Here is a 21,210-nt window from a genome sequence, read left to right as displayed (position 1 = left end):
GCTGACGGGCCGATGGCGGAAATGTGCGCTGGACCTGCCGAAGGATTTTGCCCTTTCCGATCTCATGGTCGGGTCGCCTCCACGCGTCTTCAATGGAGAAGCCGTGCATTGCCAACCGGCGCATCCTCTGCCTCCTCCGCCAAGGGCAGGGTGACGTGAAAAACCGTCCCGCGCGGAGTGTTCGGCGCGCACCAAATCCGACCGCCGTGCCGCTCCACGATCTTCTGACATGTGGCCAGCCCAAGTCCGGTGCCCGGCTGATCGGCGCCGTTCGACAGGCGGCGGAACGGCTCGAAAACCCGCGAGGCCTGTTCCGGCGGCACCCCGATCCCCAGATCGGCAATACTGATCCGGGCCGCACCCTCTCCGACCTGTGCCGTCAGCGTGATCCGGGGCGTATCCGGCGCGCTATATTTCATCGCGTTCCCCAGAAGGTTCTGAAGCAACTGCGCCATCTGGGCTGGGTCGCAGGGCAGGGTGAACGGCTCCACCATGGTTTCGATCTCTGCGCCGCTTTCGCCGATATCGACGGCCAGCGCGGTTACGGCCGTCCCCACGATGTCCTGTATCGGCACGGGGCGATGGGGCGCCATGCCGCGCTGCAGGCGCAGGTGGCTGGCAAGGCTTTGCACCAGGTCGGACATCTGATGGATGGACCGGTCCAGCAGCAGGTTGAACTCCGCGGCCTGGTCGATGTCTCGGCCCTCCAGCGCCTCGCCGATCTGTTCCGACAGGAAGGTGACCGCGCGGATCGGTGCCTTGATGTCGTGTACCAGCACGTCGGAAAATGTCTCCAGCTCTTGGCGATGGGCTTCGATCTCCCGTAGCAGGCGGATCTTTTCGACACCCCTTTCGATCATGCGGGTCAAGGCGGGCGCGGTGGCATTGGATTTCGGGATGTAATCCGTCGCCCCCCGCTGGATCGAGGTCTTGGCGATCGCTTCATCCCCCTGGCCGGTGATCAGGATGACCGCGGCATCGGGCCAGGTGCGCCGGACGTCCTCCAACGCCTCCAGGCCCGTCTGCCCGGGCAGCAGGTTGTCGAGGAAGATGACATCGAAACTTCGGTCGCCATGGGCGTTCAGCGCGTCCAGGTCCTCCGCCTCCTGCACCTGGAGCGGATGGCCGCAATCGCGCAGCAGGCGGCGGAATTGCATCCGGTCGCCGCGATCGTCGTCGATGATAAGAGCGGTCAGGCCTTGTTCCATTGTCACCCCACTTCCAACGCGCTGCGGCGCATGTCGGGCAGTTCGACGATGCGCCAGTAATGATCGAGCGTGTCCAGCAGGGCCAGGAAATCGGCACCCGCATTCTGTTTCACGATGTAGCCGGCCACGTTGTGATGATGCGCGACCATCAGGTCGCGTTCATCCTGCGAGGTGGTCAGCATGAAGACCACGGCATCGTGCAGACGTTGGTCCGCGCGCAGGGCGTCGAGCATTTCCAGCCCGCTCATCCGTGGCATGTTGATATCGACCAGCAGGATATATTGGCCGGGCGGCGTTCCCGTTTCGCGACGCAGAAAGGCCAGCGCCTCCACCGGGTCGACAAAACGGGTGATCGGGTTGGCGATGCGGGCCTTGGCAAAGGCGCGGCGGATCGCCTTGGCGTCGCCGTCATCATCGTCGACGAGGATGATGTTCATCGCCTCGGACGGTGGGGGTGCAGTCATGCGGTCCTCCTCTGGTCGGTGATATCGGGTTTGGGCCAGGTGACGACGAAGGTCGTGCCGCGTTCGCCATCCGAGATCAGGTCGATCCGGCCACCGCCCAGACGCACATGTTTCTGCACGATGGCTAGGCCCATGCCGCTGCTTTCGACCTGGTCGCGCGGGCGCAGGGTCTGGAACAGCTGGTAGACTTTCTCGTGATATTGCGGGGGGATGCCGGGGCCGTCATCCGTGACCCGGAACTGCCAGTCGGGGCCCTGATCGACGAGTGTGACCCGGACTTCGCCGTTCGGGGTGTCGTGATGCTTGATCGCGTTGCCGACGAGGTTCAGCAGGATCGTGGTAAGGGGCATGCGAGGCAACGGTTGATCGCCGAAACGTGGGCCGAGCTCCACCCGGAACCCGTCGGGCACGTGGCAGAGTCCGATGACCTCCGCGATCAACTGGCGGGCTGGTACGACCTCATCCGTCGTGTGGCTGCGCCCGATGCGGGAATGTTCCAGCAGATCGTCCAGAAGCCGTTCCATCCGGCCCACGCGATTCTGCAGCAGGTCGAGGCTTTCCTGGGTGTCTTCGGTCAGGTGCGGTTCCAGATCCTCGGCCAGCCAGCGGGAGGCATTGTCGATGACCCGCAGAGGCGCCTTCAGGTCATGCGAGGCGATATAGGCGAATTGGTCGAGTTCCGCGTTGGAGCGTTCGAGCGCGGCAATCAGGGCTTCGCGCTGTTCACGGGCGCGCCGGGCTTCGGTCACGTCGCGGATGATGCCGATGAAATGGCGCCCTCCCTCGTAGGCCGTGCAGGAGAGGGCGACATGAACGGGGACCTCATGTCCGTCCTGGCGCCGGGCGGTGAATTCGCGGCCCTGTCCCATGCGCGTGGCCTGCCCCGGCGCGAGCGTCGTGGTCGCGATATGGTCAGGATGGCGAAGCGCATCGGCCTGGGCCATCAGATCGGTGATCGGACGGCCCACAAGATCTGCTCGGTCGTCATACCCGAAGATGTCGAGAGCGGCCTGGTTGACCTCTTCGATCAGGCCCGTTTCGCCGATGGTCACGATGCCGTCGGCGGCGTGAGACAGGATCGCGTCCAGCCGCCCGGTATCGCGGATCAGGCGGTTGGCCATGTCGGTGAAGCTTCGGGCGAGTTGACCGATTTCATCGGGCCCGGTGGGCGGGACGGTGATCGGGTCGGTGGCGTCGCGGCGTTGCGTGACAGCGTTGTGCAGCGCCACCAGCGGTCGGGTCACATGGCGGCTGAGCACGAAGATCGCCAGCGAGGTCAGGGAGATGATCGACAGGGCAATCAGGGCGTTGCGGCGCAGATCGGCGGTGGCGGGAGCGAGCAGGTAATCCTCGGCCACTGAGGTGACGATGCGCAGCTCGAAGGGCAGGTCGGCGACGGGGATCGCTGCGCCGCGCAGTAGGCGGTCAGACAGGAGGGTCTGGACCGTGCCGGTGCCATCGGTCCAGGGAGGGGCCGGGTTCGCCAGGCGCGTGGCACCGAAATGGAAGACCGGGCGCGGCGTGTCGTGGCGGAAGGTCAGGTAGTCACCATGATCGGTCAGGATGGTGACGTCCAGGCCCGGATCGACATCGGGTTCGGCGCTGTGCAGCAGCGCCTCGAAATCACTGTTGATGATCACGGCGCCGAACAGCGTTCCGTCGAGGGTGTGAACCGGGTGGATCGCGCGCAACGTCACCGTATCGTCGACCCGCCCGTGATCGAAATTCAGCGAGAGCGGCGCGAAATAGCTGTCGGTCGCCGGATCGCTGGCCAGGCGGGCCAGGTAGGGGCGCCCTTCCTTGCGTTGCAGCAGGTGGGGCATGGTGGCGACGGTTCCGCTCTCGGCCTGGTCGACGCGGACGATTTCGCGCCATTGATCCGCGACCCCGACAAAGCGCATCTGGGTGATGTAGGGCCGCGCCGACATGACGGAGGCAAACAGAACCTCGAGCCGCTTGCGCCATTCCTCCTGTCGGGAGCCGTCGAGCGGGTCGATGCCATCCGGCGCGGTGCTGCTGCGGATCAGGCCGCCGATCGGGGGATAGTGGGTCGCCCGTTCGCCTTCGATCCGGATGTCGTCGAAGGCGTCCGCGATCCGCCCGGAATAGAGCGTCGTGGTGCGTTCCAGCCAGTCGAACCCGTGACGTGTCAGCAGGGACTGCATGTCCGCATGATTGCGCAGGGTCAGGACCATCGTCCCGACCAGCGTCAATACGGTCGCCATGGCGACGAGCTGGCTGCTGAGGCTGCGAGGCCAGGGAAAGCGGATCGGCATCACGGCCCCCTCAGACCGAGAAGAGCCTGGGTCCCATGGGGCGCGCCGCATGCAGCGCGGTGTCGAGGTCATCGAGGAATTCCAACAGGGCGGAACACCCGGCGGAGGCGGCGGTGAGGGTGCCGCCCAGTTCAGTCTGGGCGGTATCTTCCTTCAGTTCGGCGATCTGGCGCAGCATGGCGCCAAGGACCGCGCGCATTTCCGGCCCGCAGGTGGAGGAGAACCGTTCCACCATGCGTTTCATGTGGGTCTGGGCCATCCGCATCTCGCTGACCGCCGACAGAAGGATCCGCCGTTCCAGCGAGGAGACGATGGATTTGCGCAGCGTCTCGACGCTCATTTCCTCTTTCACCAGGTAGTCGGAGCAGCCGGCGCGCATCGCGTCGATGGCCACCTGGTGATCGGTGACGGAGGTGACCATGATCGGGATCGCGTTGGCCTGATCCTCGTGTTGCAGAAGCACATCCAGCGCCTCCCGCCCGGTTTCGAGGCCGAGGTGGTAGTCGATGAAGACGATGTCATAGCCGCCCTCGTCCAGCAGGGCGCGCATTTCGGTGATGTTGTGCGCCTCGTCGATATCGTCACCGACACCGGCCTTGCGGCATAGCGTGCGGATGCGCATCCGGTCGATCGGGTCGTCGTCGATGGAGAGGATGCGGAAGGTCGTATCGACCTGCGGCGGGAACAGGTCCGGAAATGCGGGTTGAGCTTGGGCCATGGCAGAATTCCTCAGTCAATCCGCGGCCCCGTGCGGGGAAACGCGGCAATAATTCGGCAGTACTGAGGCAGGTTGAGGGCCGTATCTTACGATAGAATTAATTTTCCCCCTTCGTTCCGCCGATTTCCATAAAATGCGTCGGAATTCTCCAAAACGGAAAAGGCCGGCCCAGACGGACCGGCCCCTGTTTCAGCCACAAACATGGTTACTGGCGCGGACCCACCTTGTTGCGCAGGATGCCGATCCCCTCGATCTCGAGCTCGACCACGTCGCCGGGGGACAGGAAGCGGTTGAACTCCAGCCCGCAGCCGCCGCCGACCGTGCCGGAGCCGAAGAATTCCCCGGCGCGGATTTCCTCGTCGCGGGACACGTGGGCCAGGATGTCGGCAAAGCTGTGATGCATGGTCTTGGAATTGCCGTTGGACCATTCCTCGCCGTTCACGCGGGCCTTCATGGCCAGGCCCGAGCCGTCGCCGATCTCGTCCTTGGTGACCAGGCAGGGGCCCATGGCATTGGCGGTGGACCAATCCTTGCCCTTGGCCGGTCCCAGCCCGCCGCCCATTTCCAGCATCTGGTGATCGCGGGCGGAAAAATCGTTGAAGATCAGGAAGCCGAAGACATGGTCCTGGGCGTTCTCGACGCTGATATCCATGCCGCCCTTGCCGGTGACCATGCCCAGCTCGAGCTCGTAATCCAGCCGGGTTTCGCCGCGCGGCCAGAGGATCTGATCGCCCATGCCGGAGACCGAAAACCGGTTGCCCTTGTAATAGACCGGCTGGTCGTACCAGACCTGCGGCAGCGGCACGTCCTCGGGTTCGAGGTCGGGCAGATCGGGGTTGATCTTGCTCATGGTGGAGCGGCACTGGCGCAGGTGAAGCTCAAACGTCAGGCAGTCGCGCATCTGCACCGGTTCGGGCAGGGGCGCGCGCAGGCGGACGGTTTCCAGACCGACCTTCGTGGCGGTGCCTTGCGCCTTGCGGGCGGCCTCGAGCGCCTCGTCGCCGCCTTCGATCAGCGCCAGCATCGAGGTGAAGGACGGGTGCAGCGTCGCGTCCAGGACGGCCACCTGGTCGCCGTCGAGGATGCCGATGGATTGTGCCCCGCCGGCGGCGGGTTCGAATGTCACGAGCTTCATGCCGGACCTCCAATGTCGTCATAGATGTCGGTGACGCGCGTGCCCGGGTAATAGGTCGCGCGGTAGGCGGGGCGGTCCTGCATGGCCGCCCACCAGCGTTGCATGTGGGGCTTGTCGTCCCAGATCGGATCGAGGCCCAGGTCGCGCATCCGGTCAATGGTCGGCACGACGCAGAAATCCGCGAGGCTCAGGTCACCGCAGAGCCATTCGTGATCGGCCAGCGCCTTGTCCATGCGGGTCACGGTTTCCGACAGCCGGTCATAGCTTTCCTGAAGCCGGGCATCGGAAAACCCGTCGCGCCCCATCTCCCGGTAGAAGGTGCGGCGCAGGGTGCGGGCATCGGTGTCCTTGGCCAGGTCCTCGTCCGACAGGTCCTTGCGGTGACGCACGAAGACCTGGTTGAAGGAGGGGATGCGGATGGCGACGGTCGGCACCTCTTCGATGAAGCGCAGCCACTTGCGCATCCTGGCCTTGTGATAGGCGCTGAAGGGCGAAAGCGGGACCTCGGGGAAGACCTCGTCGAGATATTCCATGATGACCGAGCTATCCAGGACCGGCCGCCCGTCATGGAGCAGGGAAGGCACCACCCCGTCGGGATTGATCGCCAGATAGTCCGGCGTCAGGTGTTCCTTCTTGCGGAAGTCGATCCGGGTGTCGGTGAATTCCAGCCCCTTCTCGTGCAGCGTCAGGCGGACCTTCTGCGAGCAGGTGGAAATGGGGTTGTTCAGCAGCTCGAGCATCAGTGCGCCTTGCCGCAACCGCAGGCTTCGTCATGCGGGCACTTGGCCCCGGCGGAATAGCGCAGCATGTGGCGCAGCACGTCTTCCTGCGCGGGGTCCACCTTGCCGCCCGACAGCTCGCGATAGATCGTGGCGACGTTGGCGACGACGCGTTCGCGGTCCAGCCAGCTGTCGAAATTGGCATAGCCCACTTCGAACGCGGCTTCTTCCCAGCTCAGCCCCGCCTCGTAGCATTTCTTCGTTTCGGCCAGGATATGGGTGAAGTAGTCGCGCAGGCCCTGCACGGCCTTCTTGTCCGACACCGCGCCATGGCCCGGCACGATGATATCGGCATCGAGCCCCAGGATATGATCGCAGGCGGCGATCCAGTTGCCGACGGGGCCGGCCCACATGATCGGATGCCCGCCATGAAACACCAGGTCGCCGGTATAGCAGACCTTGCTGTCGGGCAGGTAGACGATGATGTCGCCGCGGGTATGGGCGGGGCCAAGCTCGATCAGTTCAACGGTCCGCCCGCCGACCGTCAGCGTGCGGGACCCCTTGAAGACCTCGGTCGGGGGGACGTGTTCGATATCGGAGAAGTCGAAGGTCTTGCCCATGTAATTGTGCAGGAATTCCCCGAACACGCCGTAGGCGGCCGGGTCCGCGGCGGCGGCCTTGAAGAAGCTCGCGGGGCGTTCCTCCATCTCTTCCCGCGCGGCTTCGGAGGCGATGATGCGGGCATCGCCCACCAGGTGGTTGCCGAAGGTGTGGTCGCCGTTGGAATGGGTGTTCACCAGCACGTCGATATTGGCGGCCGAGGGTTCGGCCCGGGCATAGGCGTCCAGCATGTCCTGGGTCAGCGCCCCGGTGAACAGCGTGTCGACGACCAGCGTCTGCCCGTCCTCGCCCACGATCAGGCCGGAATTGCTCCACCCCCAGCTGCCATCGCCCTGCACCCAAGCGTAAAGGCCATTGCCCAGCTCCTGCAATTCGCGTTTCGTGTCGGTTTGCATGTGATGTCCTCCGTTAGAGCAGGCCGATGGCCAGCCAGGGCATGCCGATGACAAGCGCCACCAGCAAGACCATGATCAGCGCGAAGGGCGCCGCCCCGGCAAAGATGTCGTTGAGCGTGATGCGGTCGTCTTCGAGGTTCGCCTTGATGACGAAACAGGCGACGCCGAGTGGGGGCGTCAGCAGCCCCACCTCCACCGCGATGATGGTCATGATGCCGAACCAGACGAGGTCCACGCCGAAGGGCTGGATCACCGGCAGGATCAGCGGCAGCAGGATCAGCAGGATCGACGAACTGTCGAGGATCGTGCCCAGCAGGACGATGGCGATCAGGTAGAGCACCAGTACCCCGTAAAGCCCCAGCTCCCAGCTGGACAGCAGCCCGGTCATCGCGTTCGGCAGCCCGGTCAGGGCCAGCAGGCGCGAATACATGTGGGCGGCGATGATGAGGAAGGTGATCGAGGCCGTGACCTGCCCCACCTCCAGCATGATCTTCCAGATCTCGCGCCCCGTCAGCCGTCCCTTGATCATCGCGATGACCAGCGCGCCAAGCGCGCCGACACCGCCCGCCTCGGTCGGGGTGAAGAAGCCGCCGTAGATGCCGCCCAGAACCAGCACGATCAGCAGGATGATCGGCGCGGATTTCAGCAGCATCGTGCCCCGCGACATGATCGTCAGGTCCGACGCGCCGGGATTGCCGGTGAAGCCGGGAAAGAACCGGGCCAGCAGCACGATCGCCGCGCAGAAGAAAAACGCCAGGATCAGCCCCGGCACGATGCCGGCGGTGAACAGGTCCCCGATCGACACCTCGGCGATGATCCCGAAGAGGATCAGCAGCAGCGAGGGCGGGATCAGCATGCCCAGCACCGACGACCCGGCGACAACGCCCACGGAAAAGCGCGGGGTATAGCCCTGCCGGATCAGCTCGGGCACCGCGACCTTGGTAAAGACCGACGCCGAGGCGATGGAGGTCCCGTTGACCGCGGCAAAGACGGCGTTGGCAAAGACGGTGGCGATGCCCAGCCCGCCCCGGAACTTGCGGAACATCTGGCCCGCCACGTCGAACACGTCCCGGCCCAGGCCGCAGACCCCGACCAGCACGCCCATCAGGACAAACAGCGGGATCACCCCGAAGGAATAGCGTTCGACCCCGTCCAGCGCGGCCTGGCTCAGCAGGGCGCCGGCGACGATCATCTTTCCCTTCACCAGGTAGACCCCGAAGAAGGACACGGTCATCAGCGCGATGGCCACATGCATCCCCAGCTGGATCAGCACGAGGATCGCGACGATGGAATAGATCCCGATCTCGACACCGGTCATTGCGCCGCCCCTCCGTCATGGCCTGGCCCGAAGGCGCGGATGGCAAAGCCGATGGTCAGCATCGCGTATTGCGCCAGCGTCAGCGCACAGCCCGCCAGCACGCAGACCACGAAGGGCCAGCGCGGCATGGTGAAGATGCCGTAGAGGCCCACGGTCTCGTTGCCTTCGATGGAATCGAGGATGCCCGGCGCGATGTAATACAGCAGAATGCCCAGCATCAGCGTGCCGACGGCATGGTGGATCATGTCCAGCACCGCGCCCGCGCGGCCGTCATTTCGGCCCAGCCGGTTCAGCAGCATGTCGGACCGCACGTTGCGCCCCGCGGCGGTGGCCTGCGGCAACTGGAGGAAAACGATGGCGACGATGGCCGCGCTGACGATCTCGGCCGTGGCGGGAACGGGGGTGCCGAAGGCACCGCGCCCGATCACGTCGGCATTGATGATCGCCATGATGCCCAGGGTGCCAAGCCCGCCGATCGCCGCAAGCGCCAGCGTCACGCGGTTCAGCCACAGGACGACAGGGCCGCCCGGTCTCCCGGGCGGCTGGTTGATGTCTGCGGTATCGGTCACTCTGCGGCCCAGTCCCGTGCGTGTTCGATCCCGGCTTCCTTGGACAGGCGCATGTAGGTCTCCAGCACCTCGGTCCCCGGCTTGCCCTGCGCGTCCAGCTGTTCCGCCCACTCACGGGCGATGTTGGGCAGCTTGGCCGCATAGGCCGCGCGCTGTTCATCCGACAATTCGTTGATCGTCGCGCCGCCCTCGACGGCCTTCTGCAACGACGCCTCGCCGCCTTCGCGATAGCTTTCGGCCGCGATGTCTCGATATTCGTCCGCGACCTCCTGGATGATCTGCTGCACGTCCTCCGGCAGGCTTTCCCAGATGTCCAGGTTCACCGTCAGGGCCGAGGCATATTGCGCGCCGAAATTGATCTTCGTGATGTAGGGCGCGACCTCGTAGAACTTGTAGGGGGCCACGACCGATTCAAAGGTCATGATCCCGTCGTAGAGCCCCGTGGACATGGAATTGTAGAAATCGGGCAGTGCGCCCGCCACGGGCGTCGCATCCACGCCCTTCAGCCAGTTCAGCGCCAGGCCCGCCGTGCCGATCTTGTGGCCGTTCAGATCGTCGACGGTCTCGATCGGGAACTTTGTCACGAAGTGATAGGTGTCGATCCCCACTGGCGCCAGGACCTTCTGGCCATTGTCGGCCCAGGCCTCGTCCATCGCCGGGATCTCTTCGTAAAGCTTGTCGATGACGCCCATCACCTTGATCAGGTCCGAGGTCCCGAAGGGCGTGATATAGGTGATCTGGTCCAGCGGCAGCTTGTCCCCTTCGAAGAGCTGCGGGACATAGCCGAACTCGGCCACGCCGCTTTCCACGGCCTCCAGCACGCCGGTCGGGGGCGCGACGGCGCCGGCATAGGCTTCGGTCCAGTTGATCGTATGGCCCAGCTCGGCCACGCGCTTGCTGACCTCCGGCACGAAATGGGTGCTGATCGCCGAGACGCCCTTGGTCAGCGGCGGGTGGCCCGCGATGATGGTGAAGTTCCAGGTCTCCGCCGCGACGGGCAGGGCGCCCGCAACGGCCAGCACGCCCGCGAGGGCGGTTGTGGTATACTTGGTCATGTGTCCTCCTCCCTGAGGTTTCCCCGGCGCGGTCGCCCGGACCGGGAACGTTCGGCCGGTGGTCCGGCTCGGTTCGGTGATGACCCGCGCGGCAGGCGGGTCAGGTGTCCTCCCGCACAGGTCGTGCCCCGCCGGCGCCGGACCCGTCCGGCCCGCCCAGCGATGCGGTCAGGAACGCAACCAGCTCCTCCTTGAACTGGTTGAAATCTTGCGGATCGGCGACACCGCCCGACAGGCGGCCCATCCGCCCGTCCGAGCGCTGGTCGCTCAGGCTCATCATCACGGCGCCGACCATCAGGTGATAGCGCCAATGCAGCTGCCGCTCGCTCAGATGCGGCACCGCTCGGTGCAACACCTCCATGTAGCGGACGGCAAATCCGTCCAGCTCTTCGCGGACGATCGCCCGGGTCCATTCGGTCGGGCGCACGCGATGCTGCAACACCAGATGCGCCAGCAGGATGCCGGTGCGCGGGCTGTCCTCGTTGACATAGGCGTCGACCAAGGCCTCCACGACATCGCGGGGATAGGGCGCGCGGCCCTCCGTCTCGGCCTCCGCCTCGATCCGCGCCAGGCTCGCCAGGCGGCGCTCCACGGTGCGGCGGGCCACGTCGCGGAACACTTCCAGCGTCAGGTTGTCCTTGTTGCCGAAATGGTAATTCACCGCCGCCATGTTGACGCCGGCCCGTTCCGACAGCGCCCGTGTGGTCACCCCGTCGATGCCATGTTCGGCAAACATCTCCTCGGCCACGTTCAAGATGGCCGTGGTCGTGTCACCGGATCTGGGGCGATTGTTCAAGCGCATGTTTGAAACGTCTTATTGAAACGCCTGTATGTCAACAACCCACCTCCGCCGCGCCGCGGCGAACCCAGCAAAAGCCAAGCATTTTCATAAAATTGGACCTGCTGCCCCGGGCCCCACCGACCGCCCTGACCACAGCGCACCCGGCCCGATCCCCGACAGGTGATTCCCCCCAGACCGCGCAGGACGGCCCCAAACCGGGCGCATCCACCCGCTTCATCTTGCCAGAAATACTCCCGCCGGAGGCATCGCCCGCCAGGGCGATCCCCGCCCCCTCAGCCGCGCAAAGCCGCGGTCGGGGCGCTGTCCTTGACGCTTTCCATCACCATGAAGGTCGAGGTCTGCGCGACATGGGGCAGGGCGGCGATCGTGTCGCCCAGGGTGCGGCGATAGGCGGCCATGTCCCGGGTGCGCACCTTGATCAGGTAGTCGAACCCGCCGGCGATCATGTGGCAGGCCTCGATCTCGGGGACGTCGCGGACCGCGCGGTTGAAGGCCTCCAGCGCCTCGGACGCGGTCGACCCCAGCGTGACCTGCACGAAGGCCACCTGCGCCAGGCCCAGCCGCTCGGGGTTCAGCGCCGCGTGGTAGCCAAGGATATAGCCCTCGCCCTCTAGCCGCTTCACCCGCGTCTGCACCGGGGTCTTGGACAAGCCCACTTTTTCGGCAAGCGCCGCCATGGAAAGCCGCGCATCGCGGGCCAATGCGGCCAGGATGCGGCGGTCTATACGGTCCAAATGATCTGCCGTGTCGGTCATGGTGGAGAATATGACCTTTTCAAAACTTCAAGTACAGGCATAACGGCGCCTCTACGGCCTAATTTCAGACCACATCGCCGGGGTGGTCGCGCTATGCTGATGCCATACGTTAGCCCCAGGAGGTGCCAACCATGCTCGACGATATCCGGACCCAAATGCGTGACGCCACCCTGGCCGAGGAGGCTGCCAGCCTCGAGAGGCTGATCGCCTCGGCCGATCTGTCGGATGCCGACAGGGCGCGGATCGCCGATCGCGCCGCCGACCTGATCCGCAAGGTGCGCGCCTCCTCCGATCCGGGGATGATGGAAAGCTTCCTGGCCGAATACGGCCTCTCCACCAAGGAAGGCGTCGCCCTGATGTGCATGGCCGAGGCGCTGCTGCGCGTACCGGATGCCGAAACCATCGACGACCTGATCCAGGACAAGATCGCGCCGCATGATTGGGGCGCGCATGTGGGCGACAGCGGCTCGATGATGGTGAACGCCTCGACCTGGGCGCTGATGCTGACGGGCCGTGTTCTGGACGACGAACAGGGCGACGGCGTCGTCGGCACCCTGCGTGGCATGGTCCGCCGGCTGGGCGAGCCGGTGATCCGCACCGCCGTTGGCCGCGCCATGCGCGAGATGGGGGCGCAATTCGTGCTGGGCCGCGACATCCGCGAGGCAATGAAACGCGCCCGTGAACGCGAATCCGAGGGCTACACCTATTCCTACGACATGCTGGGCGAAGCCGCCCGGACCGAGGATGACGCGATGCGCTATCACGGGGCCTATGCCCAGGCCATCGCCGCCATCGCGCAATCTTCCAACAAGCCCGACATCCGCGAAAATCCCGGCATCTCGGTCAAGCTGTCGGCGCTGCACCCCCGCTACGAGGTCAGCCACCGGGACGAGATGCTGCCGCAGATGACCTCCCGCACGCTGCAACTGGCCCGCGCGGCCAAGGATGCACGGATCGGGTTCAACATCGACGCGGAGGAACAGGACCGCCTCGACCTCTCGCTCGAGGTGATCGAGGCCGTGCTCTCCGACGACAGCCTGGCCGATTGGGACGGGTTCGGCGTCGTGGTGCAGGCCTACGGCCCCCGCGCGGGCTATGTCATCGACTGGCTGAACGAACTGGCCACGCGGCTGGACCGCAAGATCATGGTCCGCCTGGTCAAGGGCGCCTATTGGGATACCGAGATCAAGCGCGCCCAGGTCATGGGCCTCGACGGGTTTCCCGTCTTCACCCGCAAGGCCAATACCGATGTCTCCTACATCTCCTGCGCGCACAAGCTGCTGGCCTACCGCGACCGCATCTACCCGCAATTCGCGACGCATAACGCCCATACGGTGGCCGCGATCCTCGACATGGCGGGCAAGGACCGGTCGGGCTTCGAATTCCAGCGCCTGCACGGCATGGGCGAGGCGCTGCATGACACGGTGCTGAAGGCCGAAGGCTCGCGTTGCCGCATCTACGCCCCCGTCGGCGCGCATCGCGACCTGCTGGCCTACCTTGTGCGGCGTTTGCTGGAAAACGGTGCGAATTCGTCCTTCGTGCACCAGATCGTCGATGAAAGCGTGGCCCCCGAAACCATCGCCCGCGATCCCTTCACGGTCTGCGACGGCGCGCCCAACCCGGCGATTTCCCACCCGTCCGCCATCTACGGCAAGGGACGGCTGGCGGCCGAGGGCTGGGACCTGACCGATCCGCGCGACTTGGCAAGGATCGAAGAAGGGCGCACCCCCTTCGCCGAACACCGCTGGAGCGCGGGCGATGCCGACACCGGCACCCCGCGCGAGATCACCAACCCGGCCCGCCCCGAAGACGTCGTCGGCACGGTCTTTGAGGCCTCCGCAGATGCGGTGAAGGATGCGGTGGCCCGCGGCGTCGCCGCACAGCCCGGCTGGGCTGCCACCCCGGTGGCCGAACGGGCCGATATCCTGCGCCGCATCGCCGACCTCTACGAGGCGAATGCGCCCGAGATCTTCGCGCTCTGCACCCGCGAGGCGGGCAAGAGCCTCTTCGACGGCGTGGCCGAGATCCGCGAGGCCGTGGATTTCCTGCGCTACTACGCCAACCAGGCCCCCCGCGCCGAAAAGGACAGCGAGGCGCGCGGGCTGATCGCCTGCATCAGCCCCTGGAACTTCCCGCTGGCCATCTTTACCGGCCAGATCGCAGCGGCCCTGGCCACCGGCAACGCGGTGATCGCCAAGCCCGCGGAACAGACCCCGCTGATCGCCGCCCGCGCGGTGCAGATGATGCACGAGGCCGGGCTGCCCGAGGACGTGATCCAGCTGATGCCGGGGGATGGCCCGAATGTGGGGGCCCCGCTGACTGCCGATCCGCGCATCGCCGGCGTCTGCTTCACCGGCTCCACCGAGGTGGCCAAACTGATCGACCGGCAACTGGCCGACACCGCCCCCGATGCGATGCTGATCGCGGAAACCGGCGGCATGAACGCGATGATCGTGGACAGCACGGCACTGCCTGAACAGGCGGTGCGTGATATCCTCGCCTCGTCCTTCCAATCCGCCGGTCAGCGCTGTTCGGCCCTGCGCATTCTCTACGTCCAGCGCGACGTGGAGGAACGGGTGCTCGACATGCTCTATGGCGGGATGGAGGCGCTCGGCATGGGCGATCCCTGGAACCTCTCGACCGATGTCGGCCCCGTCATCGACGCCGAGGCGCGCGACGGCATCCTGTCCTATTGCGAAGAGATGGAGGGCAAGGGCCGCCTGCTGAAACAGCTCGAGGCGCCCGAGGGCAGCGACGGGCTCTTCGTGCCGCCCCATGTCTTCCGCGTTTCCGGCATCGAGGAAATGGAGCGCGAGATCTTCGGCCCCGTCCTGCACGTCGCCCGGTTCGACGCGGACGAGATCGACGATGTGGTCGCGGCGGTGAACGCCAAGGGCTATGGCCTGACCTTCGGCCTGCACACCCGCATCGACGGGCGTGTGCAGCAGGTGGTCGACGGCATCCATGTCGGCAACCTCTACGTCAATCGCAACCAGATCGGCGCGGTCGTCGGGTCCCAGCCCTTTGGCGGCGAGGGGCTGTCGGGCACCGGTCCCAAGGCCGGCGGCCCGCTTTACCTGACGCGGTTCCGAAAGCCGAAGTCGGAACCCTCCGATCCGGTCGTGGCCGAGGGCAAGGACGTCCCCGCCGACCAGATCACCAAGGCGCTGGCGCAGTTGGCCCCGGGCGACTGGCCGATGCGGGGCGACCGTATCTCGACCCTGCGCGCGGCCCTGCGCGGCGCCATCCCCGACGCGATGAGCGCGACCGCCGCGCTCGACATGGGCCCCATCGACCTGCCCGGACCGACGGGGGAATCGAACCGGCTGACGCTGGTGCCGCGCGGCACCGTTCTGTGCCTGTCGTCGGACCCTGAGGTGCTGATGGACCAGGTGGTGCAGGCGCTTGGCACAGGCAACGCGGTGCTGGCCGTGGCCCCCGGCGCGCCCGCCACGCTCGAGGCGCTGGTCGCGGCCAAGGTGCCGCTCGCCGCCATCGACGGGACCTGCCCGGCCGAGGCGCTGACGAAATTGGATATCGACGCCGTCGTCGCGATGGAGACCGCCCCCTACCGCGCCGCCCTTGCGGCCCGCGAGGGCGCGATCCTGCCGCTCATCACCGCGCGCATCGCGCCGTCGCTTTTCGTGCATGAACGCGCGGTCTGCATCGACACGACCGCCGCGGGCGGCAACGCCACGCTGCTGGCCAAGGCCGGCTAGGGCAGGGCGCCACGCACCAAATTCATCCCCGGGCCAGCCCCGGGGATGACGCCTCACGGCCCGTCAAACGACGCCCCCTAAAGGACGATTCCGTCGCTGTCGAAAAAGACCAGCCGCGCCGGGTCGAAGGCCAGCCCGACCCGCGTGTCGGGCCGCAGCATCGTGTCGCCCGCGACCCGCACGGTCAGCCGCCCGACATCGCCACAATCGACCACCAGGAAGGTATCGGCGCCCAGGTATTCCACCACCTCGACCACCCCGTCGCAGGCCCCTTCGCCCACCGACACGACCGAGATATGTTCGGGCCGCACGCCCAGCTCCACCGCGGCGTCCGGCGCGCCGTCGCCGTCGCGCACGCCCGAGGCCTCCCAGGTGCCGCCCTTGGGCGCGCAGGGCATCACGTTCATCTTGGGCGATCCGATGAACTGCGCCACGAACCGGTTCGCGGGCCGTTCGTATAGCTCTCTCGGGGTGCCGACCTGGGCGATCTTGCCGCCCTCCAGCACCACGATCCGGTCGGCCAGCGTCATCGCCTCGACCTGGTCGTGGGTGACATAGATCATCGCCTTTTCCAGCCGGTGATGCAGCTTGGCGATCTCGTAACGCATCTCGACGCGCAGCGCGGCGTCGAGGTTCGACAAGGGCTCGTCGAAGAGGAACGCCGTGGGGTCGCGCACGATCGACCGCCCGATGGCCACCCGCTGGCGCTGCCCGCCCGACAGGTCCTTGGGCTTTCGATCCAGCAACGCGTCCAGTTTCAGCACCTCGGCCGCCGCGCCGACCTTCTCGTCGATCTCGACCTTGGGCGCGCCCGCGGTCTTCAGCGAAAAGCCCATGTTCTCGGCCACCGACATGTGCGGGTAGAGCGCGTAGGACTGGAACACCATCGTCAGCCCGCGCCCCGACGGCGGCTGGTCCGTCACGTCGCGCCCGTCGATCAGGATCTGCCCGCGCGATGTTTCCTCAAGCCCGCCGATCATCCGCAACAAGGTGGACTTGCCGCACCCCGACGGGCCCACGAAGACCACGAATTCGCCCGGCGCGACTTCCAGGTCGATCCCCTTGATGACCTGCACATCGCCGAACCATTTCTCGACCCCCTGCAACGTGATCGCGCTCATATCGTCATCCTTTCACCGACCCGGCGGTCAGCCCCTTGGTCATGAACCGCTCCAGCCCCAGGAACAGGGCCATGATCGGCACCGTCGCGATCACCGCCCCCGCCATCAGGTGCTGGCGCGGGATCTCCGAGGAATTCAGCGACGCGATGCCCCGCGTCAGGGTGAATTTCGACGGATCGTCCAGCAGCATGAAGGCCAGCAGGAACTCGTTCCAGGCGATCATGAAGACGTAAAGCGACACGCTCGCCAGCGCCGGCAGCGACAGCGGCAGGGTGATCTTCCAGATCACCGCCAGCCGGCTCAACCCGTCCATCAGCCCGGCCTCCTCGACCTCCGCCGGCAGGCCGCGGAAATAGCCCTGCAACATGTAAAGCGCGACGGGGATCGTCGTGACCGGGTAGATCAGCACGATGCCGAACAGCGAATTGCGCAGGCCCACCATCGAAAAGCCGATATAGATCGGCAGCGCCAGCACGATCATCGGCACCATGTAGATCAGCAGGATCGAGCGCGAGAACAGCGCCCGCCCCCGGAACCGCAGCCGCGCCACCGCGTAGGCGCCGGGGATCGAAAAGGCCAGCGTGATCGCCACCGTCGCCACCGACACCCCGAAGGACGTCCACAGGTAGCGGCCGAAATTGTAATCGGTCAGCAACTCCCGGTAGGAGCGCAGCAGGTCCCAGCCCCGCGACAGGTCCAGGCTGAAATCCAGCGGGTTCTGCAACAGAGCCTGCTGCGATTTCAACGAGGTCATGACCATCACGTAGAACGGGATCAGCACGATCGCGGTGAAGAAGATATAGCCGAACCCGGTCAAAAACCGGATCAACGCGGCCTCGAAATGATGGCGGCTCAGCGCGCCGGGGGTACAATCGCGCAGGATCACCCACAGCCCGATCCCGGAGCCGAGGGCCGTGGCGATGAGCGCACTGACCCGGCCCGTGGCCGTCGCGCTGTCGCCGACCGCCACGGGGGACCAGCTCGCGACCAGCCCCGCCACCACGACCAGCGCCATGGCACCCCAGATCGCCATACGCGATCCGCCGCGCCGCCAGCGCAGGCCCGCCAGCCCCAGCCCTGCGCCTGCCGCCGCGGACCAGATCAGCGAGGGCCGGTAGGCATCGCCGGTCGCAAAGGACCATGCCACCGCCACCGTCGTCGCCACGACAAAGGTCCAGAGCACCCCCGGCAGCACGCCGGTCACGTATCCCGACCTCAGCCCACCCATACCGGACCCCCTGCTTTCATCTGACCCGAAATATCCCAGGGGGAGGCGCCACAGGCGACGGGGGACAGCGTCCCCCACCAGCGACGGTCGCATGTTCCACGCCTCACGCGCCGCAGGGCCACGCCGCCCGGCACCGACGCACGCACCGACGCAATACCGACGTGATACCGACGTGATACCGATGCCGTTTTGGCGGTTCTGCGGGGCATCAGACTCACAACCCTTCCTCCCGGCTCATCACCCGGAAGAAGAAGACCGAGAAGATCACGAGGCACAGGAAGATCACCACCGCCACCGCCGCACCCGCACCGATATTCGACACGGCAAAGGCCTGTTCATAGACATTCACCGTCAGGGTCCGCGTCCCGGCATTGCCGCCGGTCAGAAGGAAGATGTCGTCGAACTTGTTGAAGGTCCAGATGAACCGCAACAGGAAGAGAACCGAAAGGATTCCAAGCAGTTGCGGCACGCTAAGGTACCAGAATTTCTGGAAGGGCGACGCCCCGTCCATATCCGCGGCCTCGAACATGTCGGTGTCAATCGACTGCATTCGCGCGAGGATGAAAAGGAAGCTCAGCGGGAAATAGCGCCAGACCTCGAAGAGCGTCACCATGATCAGGGCGAGGGGCTTTTCTCCAAAGAAATTAATGGCTTCGCCAGTCACGCCCATCTGCAAGAGCAGCGCATTGGCCGAGCCCGAGAAGGGATCGAACAGCGTCACCCAGGTAAAGGCCACCGCGATCACCGGCGCGACATAGGGAAAGAGGTAGAGCCCGCGCAGAATTCCCTGTCCCCTGAAGGACTTGTCCAGAAGCATCGCGGCAAACAACCCGACGATCAGCGCGCCCGCCGTGCCGAAGAACGTGTAGAACAGCGTCACCCAGAAGACCGACCAGAACTCTGCCCCGTCAAAGATGCGGATGAAGTTCTCGAAGGTAAAATCGAGGTTCGTCAAGATGTTGGAGGCATTGCCGGTCACCGTGGGCAGCGACCCTTCGACCGCTTCCTCGACCAGGTCCGGATCGCCCGCCGCGCGGAGTGGGATCGCGACGCGGGCCCGGTCTCCGCCTTCCAGCGTTCCGAAATCGCAGAAGACCTCGCGCGCCTCCACCTGGCAGGGCGCCTCTGGCTCGCCCCTCAGCTCCACGCCGTCGGGCAGGGTGTCGCGTAGGGTGACGCCGGTAACTTGCTGATCCTGCGAGGAATTGCGCAGCCGGTACTCGACGCGCATGTCGTCTCCGTCGCCGCGCAACGACTCGCGCAGGACGGGGGCGGGCGGGCGCAGGTCGGCCAGGCCGACCGGTTTGAACGATATCCAGAAGATCGCCAAGAGCGGCACGATCACCGCCAGCGACACCGCCGCGAGGGTCGGCAGCAACAATTGCCAGGCAAGGCGCGCCTCGCGCCGCGCCAGTCGCCCGCGCCCTTTGGGCGGTCGGGCCTGGGGCGGCGGCTGGATCGGGGCCGGTTCGGTGGAGTTTGTCATTGAACGTCAGGGGCTTGACCGGCCGAACCGCCAAGGTCCGACCGGCCGCGGCGAGGGATCACTCGACCTTCGCCAGCTCCTCGTTCATGGCGGCGACGGTGTCTTCGGCACTGCGCGCCCCGTCGACATATTCCCGCACCAGCCGGTTGATCGCCTGCGTATTCACCATCTTGGAGGCCAGGGCCAGCTGCCCTTCCTCGACACCCCAGCGTTTCGCCACGTCGAGTCCGCCGACGATCTGGTCAATCATATCAGCGGCATAGAGGTCGCCCAGCGGTGCCTTGCGGTCGACGCCCACGTCCAGGGACGCCCAACCGGTGGAGAACTTGTCGGGCTCTTCCGCGGTGCCGCGACGGATCGGGAACTTGCCTTCGGGGGCGATGGCCAGCGTGTTCATGTAGCCGTCGCCCATGGAAAACTTCACGAAATCAATCGCATCGTCGATCTCTGCATCGGCGGTGATCCCGAAGAGGTTCATTTCGGCCCAGGCCGCGCCATCGGGATTCGACGGTCCGGCAAAGTTCGTGACGATCCCGGTTTTCGAGGCGAGCTCGGCCGAGGTGGGGTCATCGCTGATCGTCGGCGGCGCGCTGTCACGCAGGCCGGCCAGTTCGTCCAGGATGAACGGCGACCAGATGATCATCGCTGCGTTGCCGGCGAAATAGACCTCGCGCGACTGCTTCCAGAACAGGTCGCCCGGCGGGGAGGCGTCGGCGATCTTCTTGTAGAATTCAAGCACTTCGGTGGTCTTGGCGACGTCCAGTTCCTGGAACCCGTCGGGCCCCACGGGCGACACGCCATTGGCCAGGAAGACATGTTCCAGCACCTGGCTCATGAAATTGTCGTCGACCTTGGTCGCGGCGACGAAGCCATACATTTCCGGCGGATTGTGCAGCGCGTCTATGGCGGCCTCGACGGCGGCATAGGTGGTGGGCGGCTCAAGCCCCGCCTCGTCGAACAGGTCCTTGCGGTAGACGATCATCTGGGTCCAGCCATCCACCGGGACAGAGGCCACGCCGCCATCAAAGGCCGCCATGTCCAGCGCGCCTGGGGCGAAAGTGTCCATGCCCAGATCCTCGACCACCTCGGTCGCGGCGTCGGGGTCCAGGATGCCGGCCTCGGCCCAGGGCAGGGCGTATTGCAGCGTGTGGTAGATGACGTCGGGCAGATCGCCCGCCGCATAGGCGGCGGTGGCGCGGGTGCCCAGTTCGCTTTCGGTAACGGGGATCACCTCGACCGCGACGCCGGACATCTTTTCGAAATCCGCGGCCATCTGTTCCTGGCGGGCCAGGCGTTCGGGCTGTTCCTCGGTGGTCCAGAACCGCAGGTTCTGCGCCTCTGCCGACCCGGCCAGGCCGAATGCCAACGCGGTTCCGGCCAGAAGCAGGCCGCGCGCCGAGCGCAGGGTGAAATGTTTGGTCATGTCTTTCCTCCCGGTCCGTCTGGCCCGTTTCCGGGCGTCGGATCTTTCGTTGGCGATGCGCTGGCGGCACCGTATTGACTGTTTGCTGCTCGGCCAAAGGCGGGCGGATGTTGGTCCATCGCTTGTCCCGATGTCCCGCAAAAGGGATATGGCAAGGATGATGCGCCTGTGCGTCTGTGTGTCAACCCTGACGCCGGA

General features: G+C 65.9%; 17 protein-coding genes. 1 reads left to right on the top strand and 16 read right to left on the bottom strand.

Features of this window, described 5'->3' with window-relative positions:
* Positions 1–89: 89 nt before the first annotated feature.
* The 12 genes from ATO9_RS13375 to ATO9_RS13320 all read right to left on the bottom strand — a co-directional run bounded on the left by ATO9_RS13375 (position 90) and on the right by ATO9_RS13320 (position 12,035).
* Positions 90–1,208 (bottom strand): sensor histidine kinase, encoded by a 1,119-nt coding sequence (locus ATO9_RS13375; RefSeq protein WP_052418306.1) that lies wholly within the window; start codon positions 1,206–1,208, stop codon positions 90–92.
* A 2-nt stretch (positions 1,209–1,210) separates the two neighbouring features.
* Positions 1,211–1,672 carry a response regulator gene (locus ATO9_RS13370; RefSeq protein ID WP_043749665.1) on the bottom strand — a complete coding sequence of 154 codons (462 nt, stop codon included), beginning with the start codon at positions 1,670–1,672 and terminating at the stop codon, positions 1,211–1,213.
* Positions 1,669–3,948, bottom strand: coding sequence for a sensor histidine kinase (locus ATO9_RS23515; RefSeq protein ID WP_052418305.1), 2,280 nt, complete (start codon positions 3,946–3,948; stop codon positions 1,669–1,671). Before ATO9_RS23515 ends, ATO9_RS13370 begins: the two co-directional genes overlap by 4 nt.
* Before the next feature lie 10 nt (positions 3,949–3,958).
* Positions 3,959–4,666 carry a response regulator gene (locus ATO9_RS13360; RefSeq protein ID WP_052418304.1) on the bottom strand — a complete coding sequence of 236 codons (708 nt, stop codon included), beginning with the start codon at positions 4,664–4,666 and terminating at the stop codon, positions 3,959–3,961.
* A 205-nt stretch (positions 4,667–4,871) separates the two neighbouring features.
* Positions 4,872–5,801 (bottom strand): fumarylacetoacetate hydrolase family protein, encoded by a 930-nt coding sequence (locus tag ATO9_RS13355; RefSeq protein WP_043749664.1) that lies wholly within the window; start codon positions 5,799–5,801, stop codon positions 4,872–4,874.
* Positions 5,798–6,541: a glutathione S-transferase family protein gene (locus tag ATO9_RS13350; protein WP_043749662.1), complete on the bottom strand. Its 744-nt coding sequence runs from the start codon at positions 6,539–6,541 to the stop codon at positions 5,798–5,800. Before ATO9_RS13350 ends, ATO9_RS13355 begins: the two co-directional genes overlap by 4 nt.
* Positions 6,541–7,536, bottom strand: a complete 996-nt coding sequence (locus ATO9_RS13345; RefSeq protein ID WP_052418303.1) for an MBL fold metallo-hydrolase — start codon at positions 7,534–7,536, stop codon at positions 6,541–6,543. Before ATO9_RS13345 ends, ATO9_RS13350 begins: the two co-directional genes overlap by 1 nt.
* 13 nt (positions 7,537–7,549) lie before the next feature.
* Positions 7,550–8,854, bottom strand: coding sequence for a TRAP transporter large permease (locus ATO9_RS13340; RefSeq protein ID WP_043749659.1), 1,305 nt, complete (start codon positions 8,852–8,854; stop codon positions 7,550–7,552).
* The gene (locus tag ATO9_RS23510) at positions 8,851–9,423 is read right to left on the bottom strand and encodes a TRAP transporter small permease subunit (protein ID WP_052418302.1); all 573 of its coding nucleotides are present in this window, start codon (positions 9,421–9,423) and stop codon (positions 8,851–8,853) included. Before ATO9_RS23510 ends, ATO9_RS13340 begins: the two co-directional genes overlap by 4 nt.
* On the bottom strand, positions 9,420–10,478 hold the full coding sequence (locus tag ATO9_RS13330; protein ID WP_043749656.1) for a C4-dicarboxylate TRAP transporter substrate-binding protein: 1,059 nt from the start codon (positions 10,476–10,478) through the stop codon (positions 9,420–9,422). The genes ATO9_RS23510 and ATO9_RS13330 overlap by 4 nt, the downstream gene beginning before the upstream one ends.
* Positions 10,479–10,578: 100 nt before the next feature.
* Positions 10,579–11,280 (bottom strand): TetR/AcrR family transcriptional regulator, encoded by a 702-nt coding sequence (locus ATO9_RS23505; RefSeq protein WP_052418301.1) that lies wholly within the window; start codon positions 11,278–11,280, stop codon positions 10,579–10,581.
* A 272-nt stretch (positions 11,281–11,552) separates the two neighbouring features.
* Positions 11,553–12,035, bottom strand: coding sequence for an Lrp/AsnC ligand binding domain-containing protein (locus ATO9_RS13320; RefSeq protein WP_043749654.1), 483 nt, complete (start codon positions 12,033–12,035; stop codon positions 11,553–11,555).
* A 131-nt stretch (positions 12,036–12,166) separates the two neighbouring features.
* Here ATO9_RS13320 and putA point away from each other — a divergent pair, with 131 nt between their 5' ends.
* The gene (putA, locus tag ATO9_RS13315) at positions 12,167–15,754 is read left to right on the top strand and encodes a bifunctional proline dehydrogenase/L-glutamate gamma-semialdehyde dehydrogenase PutA (protein ID WP_156127861.1); all 3,588 of its coding nucleotides are present in this window, start codon (positions 12,167–12,169) and stop codon (positions 15,752–15,754) included.
* 77 nt (positions 15,755–15,831) lie between these two features.
* On the opposite strand, the gene ATO9_RS13310 is transcribed toward putA, so the two are convergent.
* The 4 genes from ATO9_RS13310 to ATO9_RS13295 all read right to left on the bottom strand — a co-directional run bounded on the left by ATO9_RS13310 (position 15,832) and on the right by ATO9_RS13295 (position 21,012).
* The gene (locus ATO9_RS13310; RefSeq protein WP_043749648.1) at positions 15,832–16,875 is read right to left on the bottom strand and encodes an ABC transporter ATP-binding protein; all 1,044 of its coding nucleotides are present in this window, start codon (positions 16,873–16,875) and stop codon (positions 15,832–15,834) included.
* Between the two features lie 4 nt (positions 16,876–16,879).
* Entirely contained in the window at positions 16,880–18,103 is a 1,224-nt protein-coding gene (locus ATO9_RS13305) for a carbohydrate ABC transporter permease (RefSeq protein WP_043749646.1), read from the bottom strand.
* A 214-nt stretch (positions 18,104–18,317) separates the two neighbouring features.
* A complete protein-coding gene (locus ATO9_RS13300; RefSeq protein ID WP_043749643.1) occupies positions 18,318–19,589 on the bottom strand; it encodes a carbohydrate ABC transporter permease in 1,272 nt (423 codons plus the stop codon).
* Between the two features lie 58 nt (positions 19,590–19,647).
* On the bottom strand, positions 19,648–21,012 hold the full coding sequence (locus tag ATO9_RS13295; RefSeq protein WP_052418300.1) for an ABC transporter substrate-binding protein: 1,365 nt from the start codon (positions 21,010–21,012) through the stop codon (positions 19,648–19,650).
* Between the last annotated feature and the right edge of the window lie 198 nt (positions 21,013–21,210).

Origin of the sequence: Pseudooceanicola atlanticus (genome assembly GCF_000768315.1) — a bacterium.
In the GTDB taxonomy this organism is placed as follows: domain Bacteria; phylum Pseudomonadota; class Alphaproteobacteria; order Rhodobacterales; family Rhodobacteraceae; genus Pseudooceanicola; species Pseudooceanicola atlanticus.
Note: the sequence above shows the minus strand (reverse complement) of the source record. Positions and strands in the feature narration are given on the sequence as shown.

What these genes read in the sequence shown, in the direction of transcription:
- ATO9_RS13375 (WP_052418306.1), bottom strand. Translation starts at nt 1,208, where the DNA reads ATGGAACAAGGCCTGACCGCTCTTATCATCGACGACGATCGCGGCGAC.
- ATO9_RS13370 (WP_043749665.1), bottom strand. Translation starts at nt 1,672, where the DNA reads ATGACTGCACCCCCACCGTCCGAGGCGATGAACATCATCCTCGTCGAC.
- ATO9_RS23515 (WP_052418305.1), bottom strand. Translation starts at nt 3,948, where the DNA reads ATGCCGATCCGCTTTCCCTGGCCTCGCAGCCTCAGCAGCCAGCTCGTC.
- ATO9_RS13360 (WP_052418304.1), bottom strand. Translation starts at nt 4,666, where the DNA reads ATGGCCCAAGCTCAACCCGCATTTCCGGACCTGTTCCCGCCGCAGGTC.
- ATO9_RS13355 (WP_043749664.1), bottom strand. Translation starts at nt 5,801, where the DNA reads ATGAAGCTCGTGACATTCGAACCCGCCGCCGGCGGGGCACAATCCATC.
- ATO9_RS13350 (WP_043749662.1), bottom strand. Translation starts at nt 6,541, where the DNA reads ATGCTCGAGCTGCTGAACAACCCCATTTCCACCTGCTCGCAGAAGGTC.
- ATO9_RS13345 (WP_052418303.1), bottom strand. Translation starts at nt 7,536, where the DNA reads ATGCAAACCGACACGAAACGCGAATTGCAGGAGCTGGGCAATGGCCTT.
- ATO9_RS13340 (WP_043749659.1), bottom strand. Translation starts at nt 8,854, where the DNA reads ATGACCGGTGTCGAGATCGGGATCTATTCCATCGTCGCGATCCTCGTG.
- ATO9_RS13330 (WP_043749656.1), bottom strand. Translation starts at nt 10,478, where the DNA reads ATGACCAAGTATACCACAACCGCCCTCGCGGGCGTGCTGGCCGTTGCG.
- ATO9_RS23505 (WP_052418301.1), bottom strand. Translation starts at nt 11,280, where the DNA reads ATGCGCTTGAACAATCGCCCCAGATCCGGTGACACGACCACGGCCATC.
- ATO9_RS13320 (WP_043749654.1), bottom strand. Translation starts at nt 12,035, where the DNA reads ATGACCGACACGGCAGATCATTTGGACCGTATAGACCGCCGCATCCTG.
- putA (WP_156127861.1), top strand. Translation starts at nt 12,167, where the DNA reads ATGCTCGACGATATCCGGACCCAAATGCGTGACGCCACCCTGGCCGAG.
- ATO9_RS13310 (WP_043749648.1), bottom strand. Translation starts at nt 16,875, where the DNA reads ATGAGCGCGATCACGTTGCAGGGGGTCGAGAAATGGTTCGGCGATGTG.
- ATO9_RS13305 (WP_043749646.1), bottom strand. Translation starts at nt 18,103, where the DNA reads ATGGGTGGGCTGAGGTCGGGATACGTGACCGGCGTGCTGCCGGGGGTG.
- ATO9_RS13300 (WP_043749643.1), bottom strand. Translation starts at nt 19,589, where the DNA reads ATGACAAACTCCACCGAACCGGCCCCGATCCAGCCGCCGCCCCAGGCC.
- ATO9_RS13295 (WP_052418300.1), bottom strand. Translation starts at nt 21,012, where the DNA reads ATGACCAAACATTTCACCCTGCGCTCGGCGCGCGGCCTGCTTCTGGCC.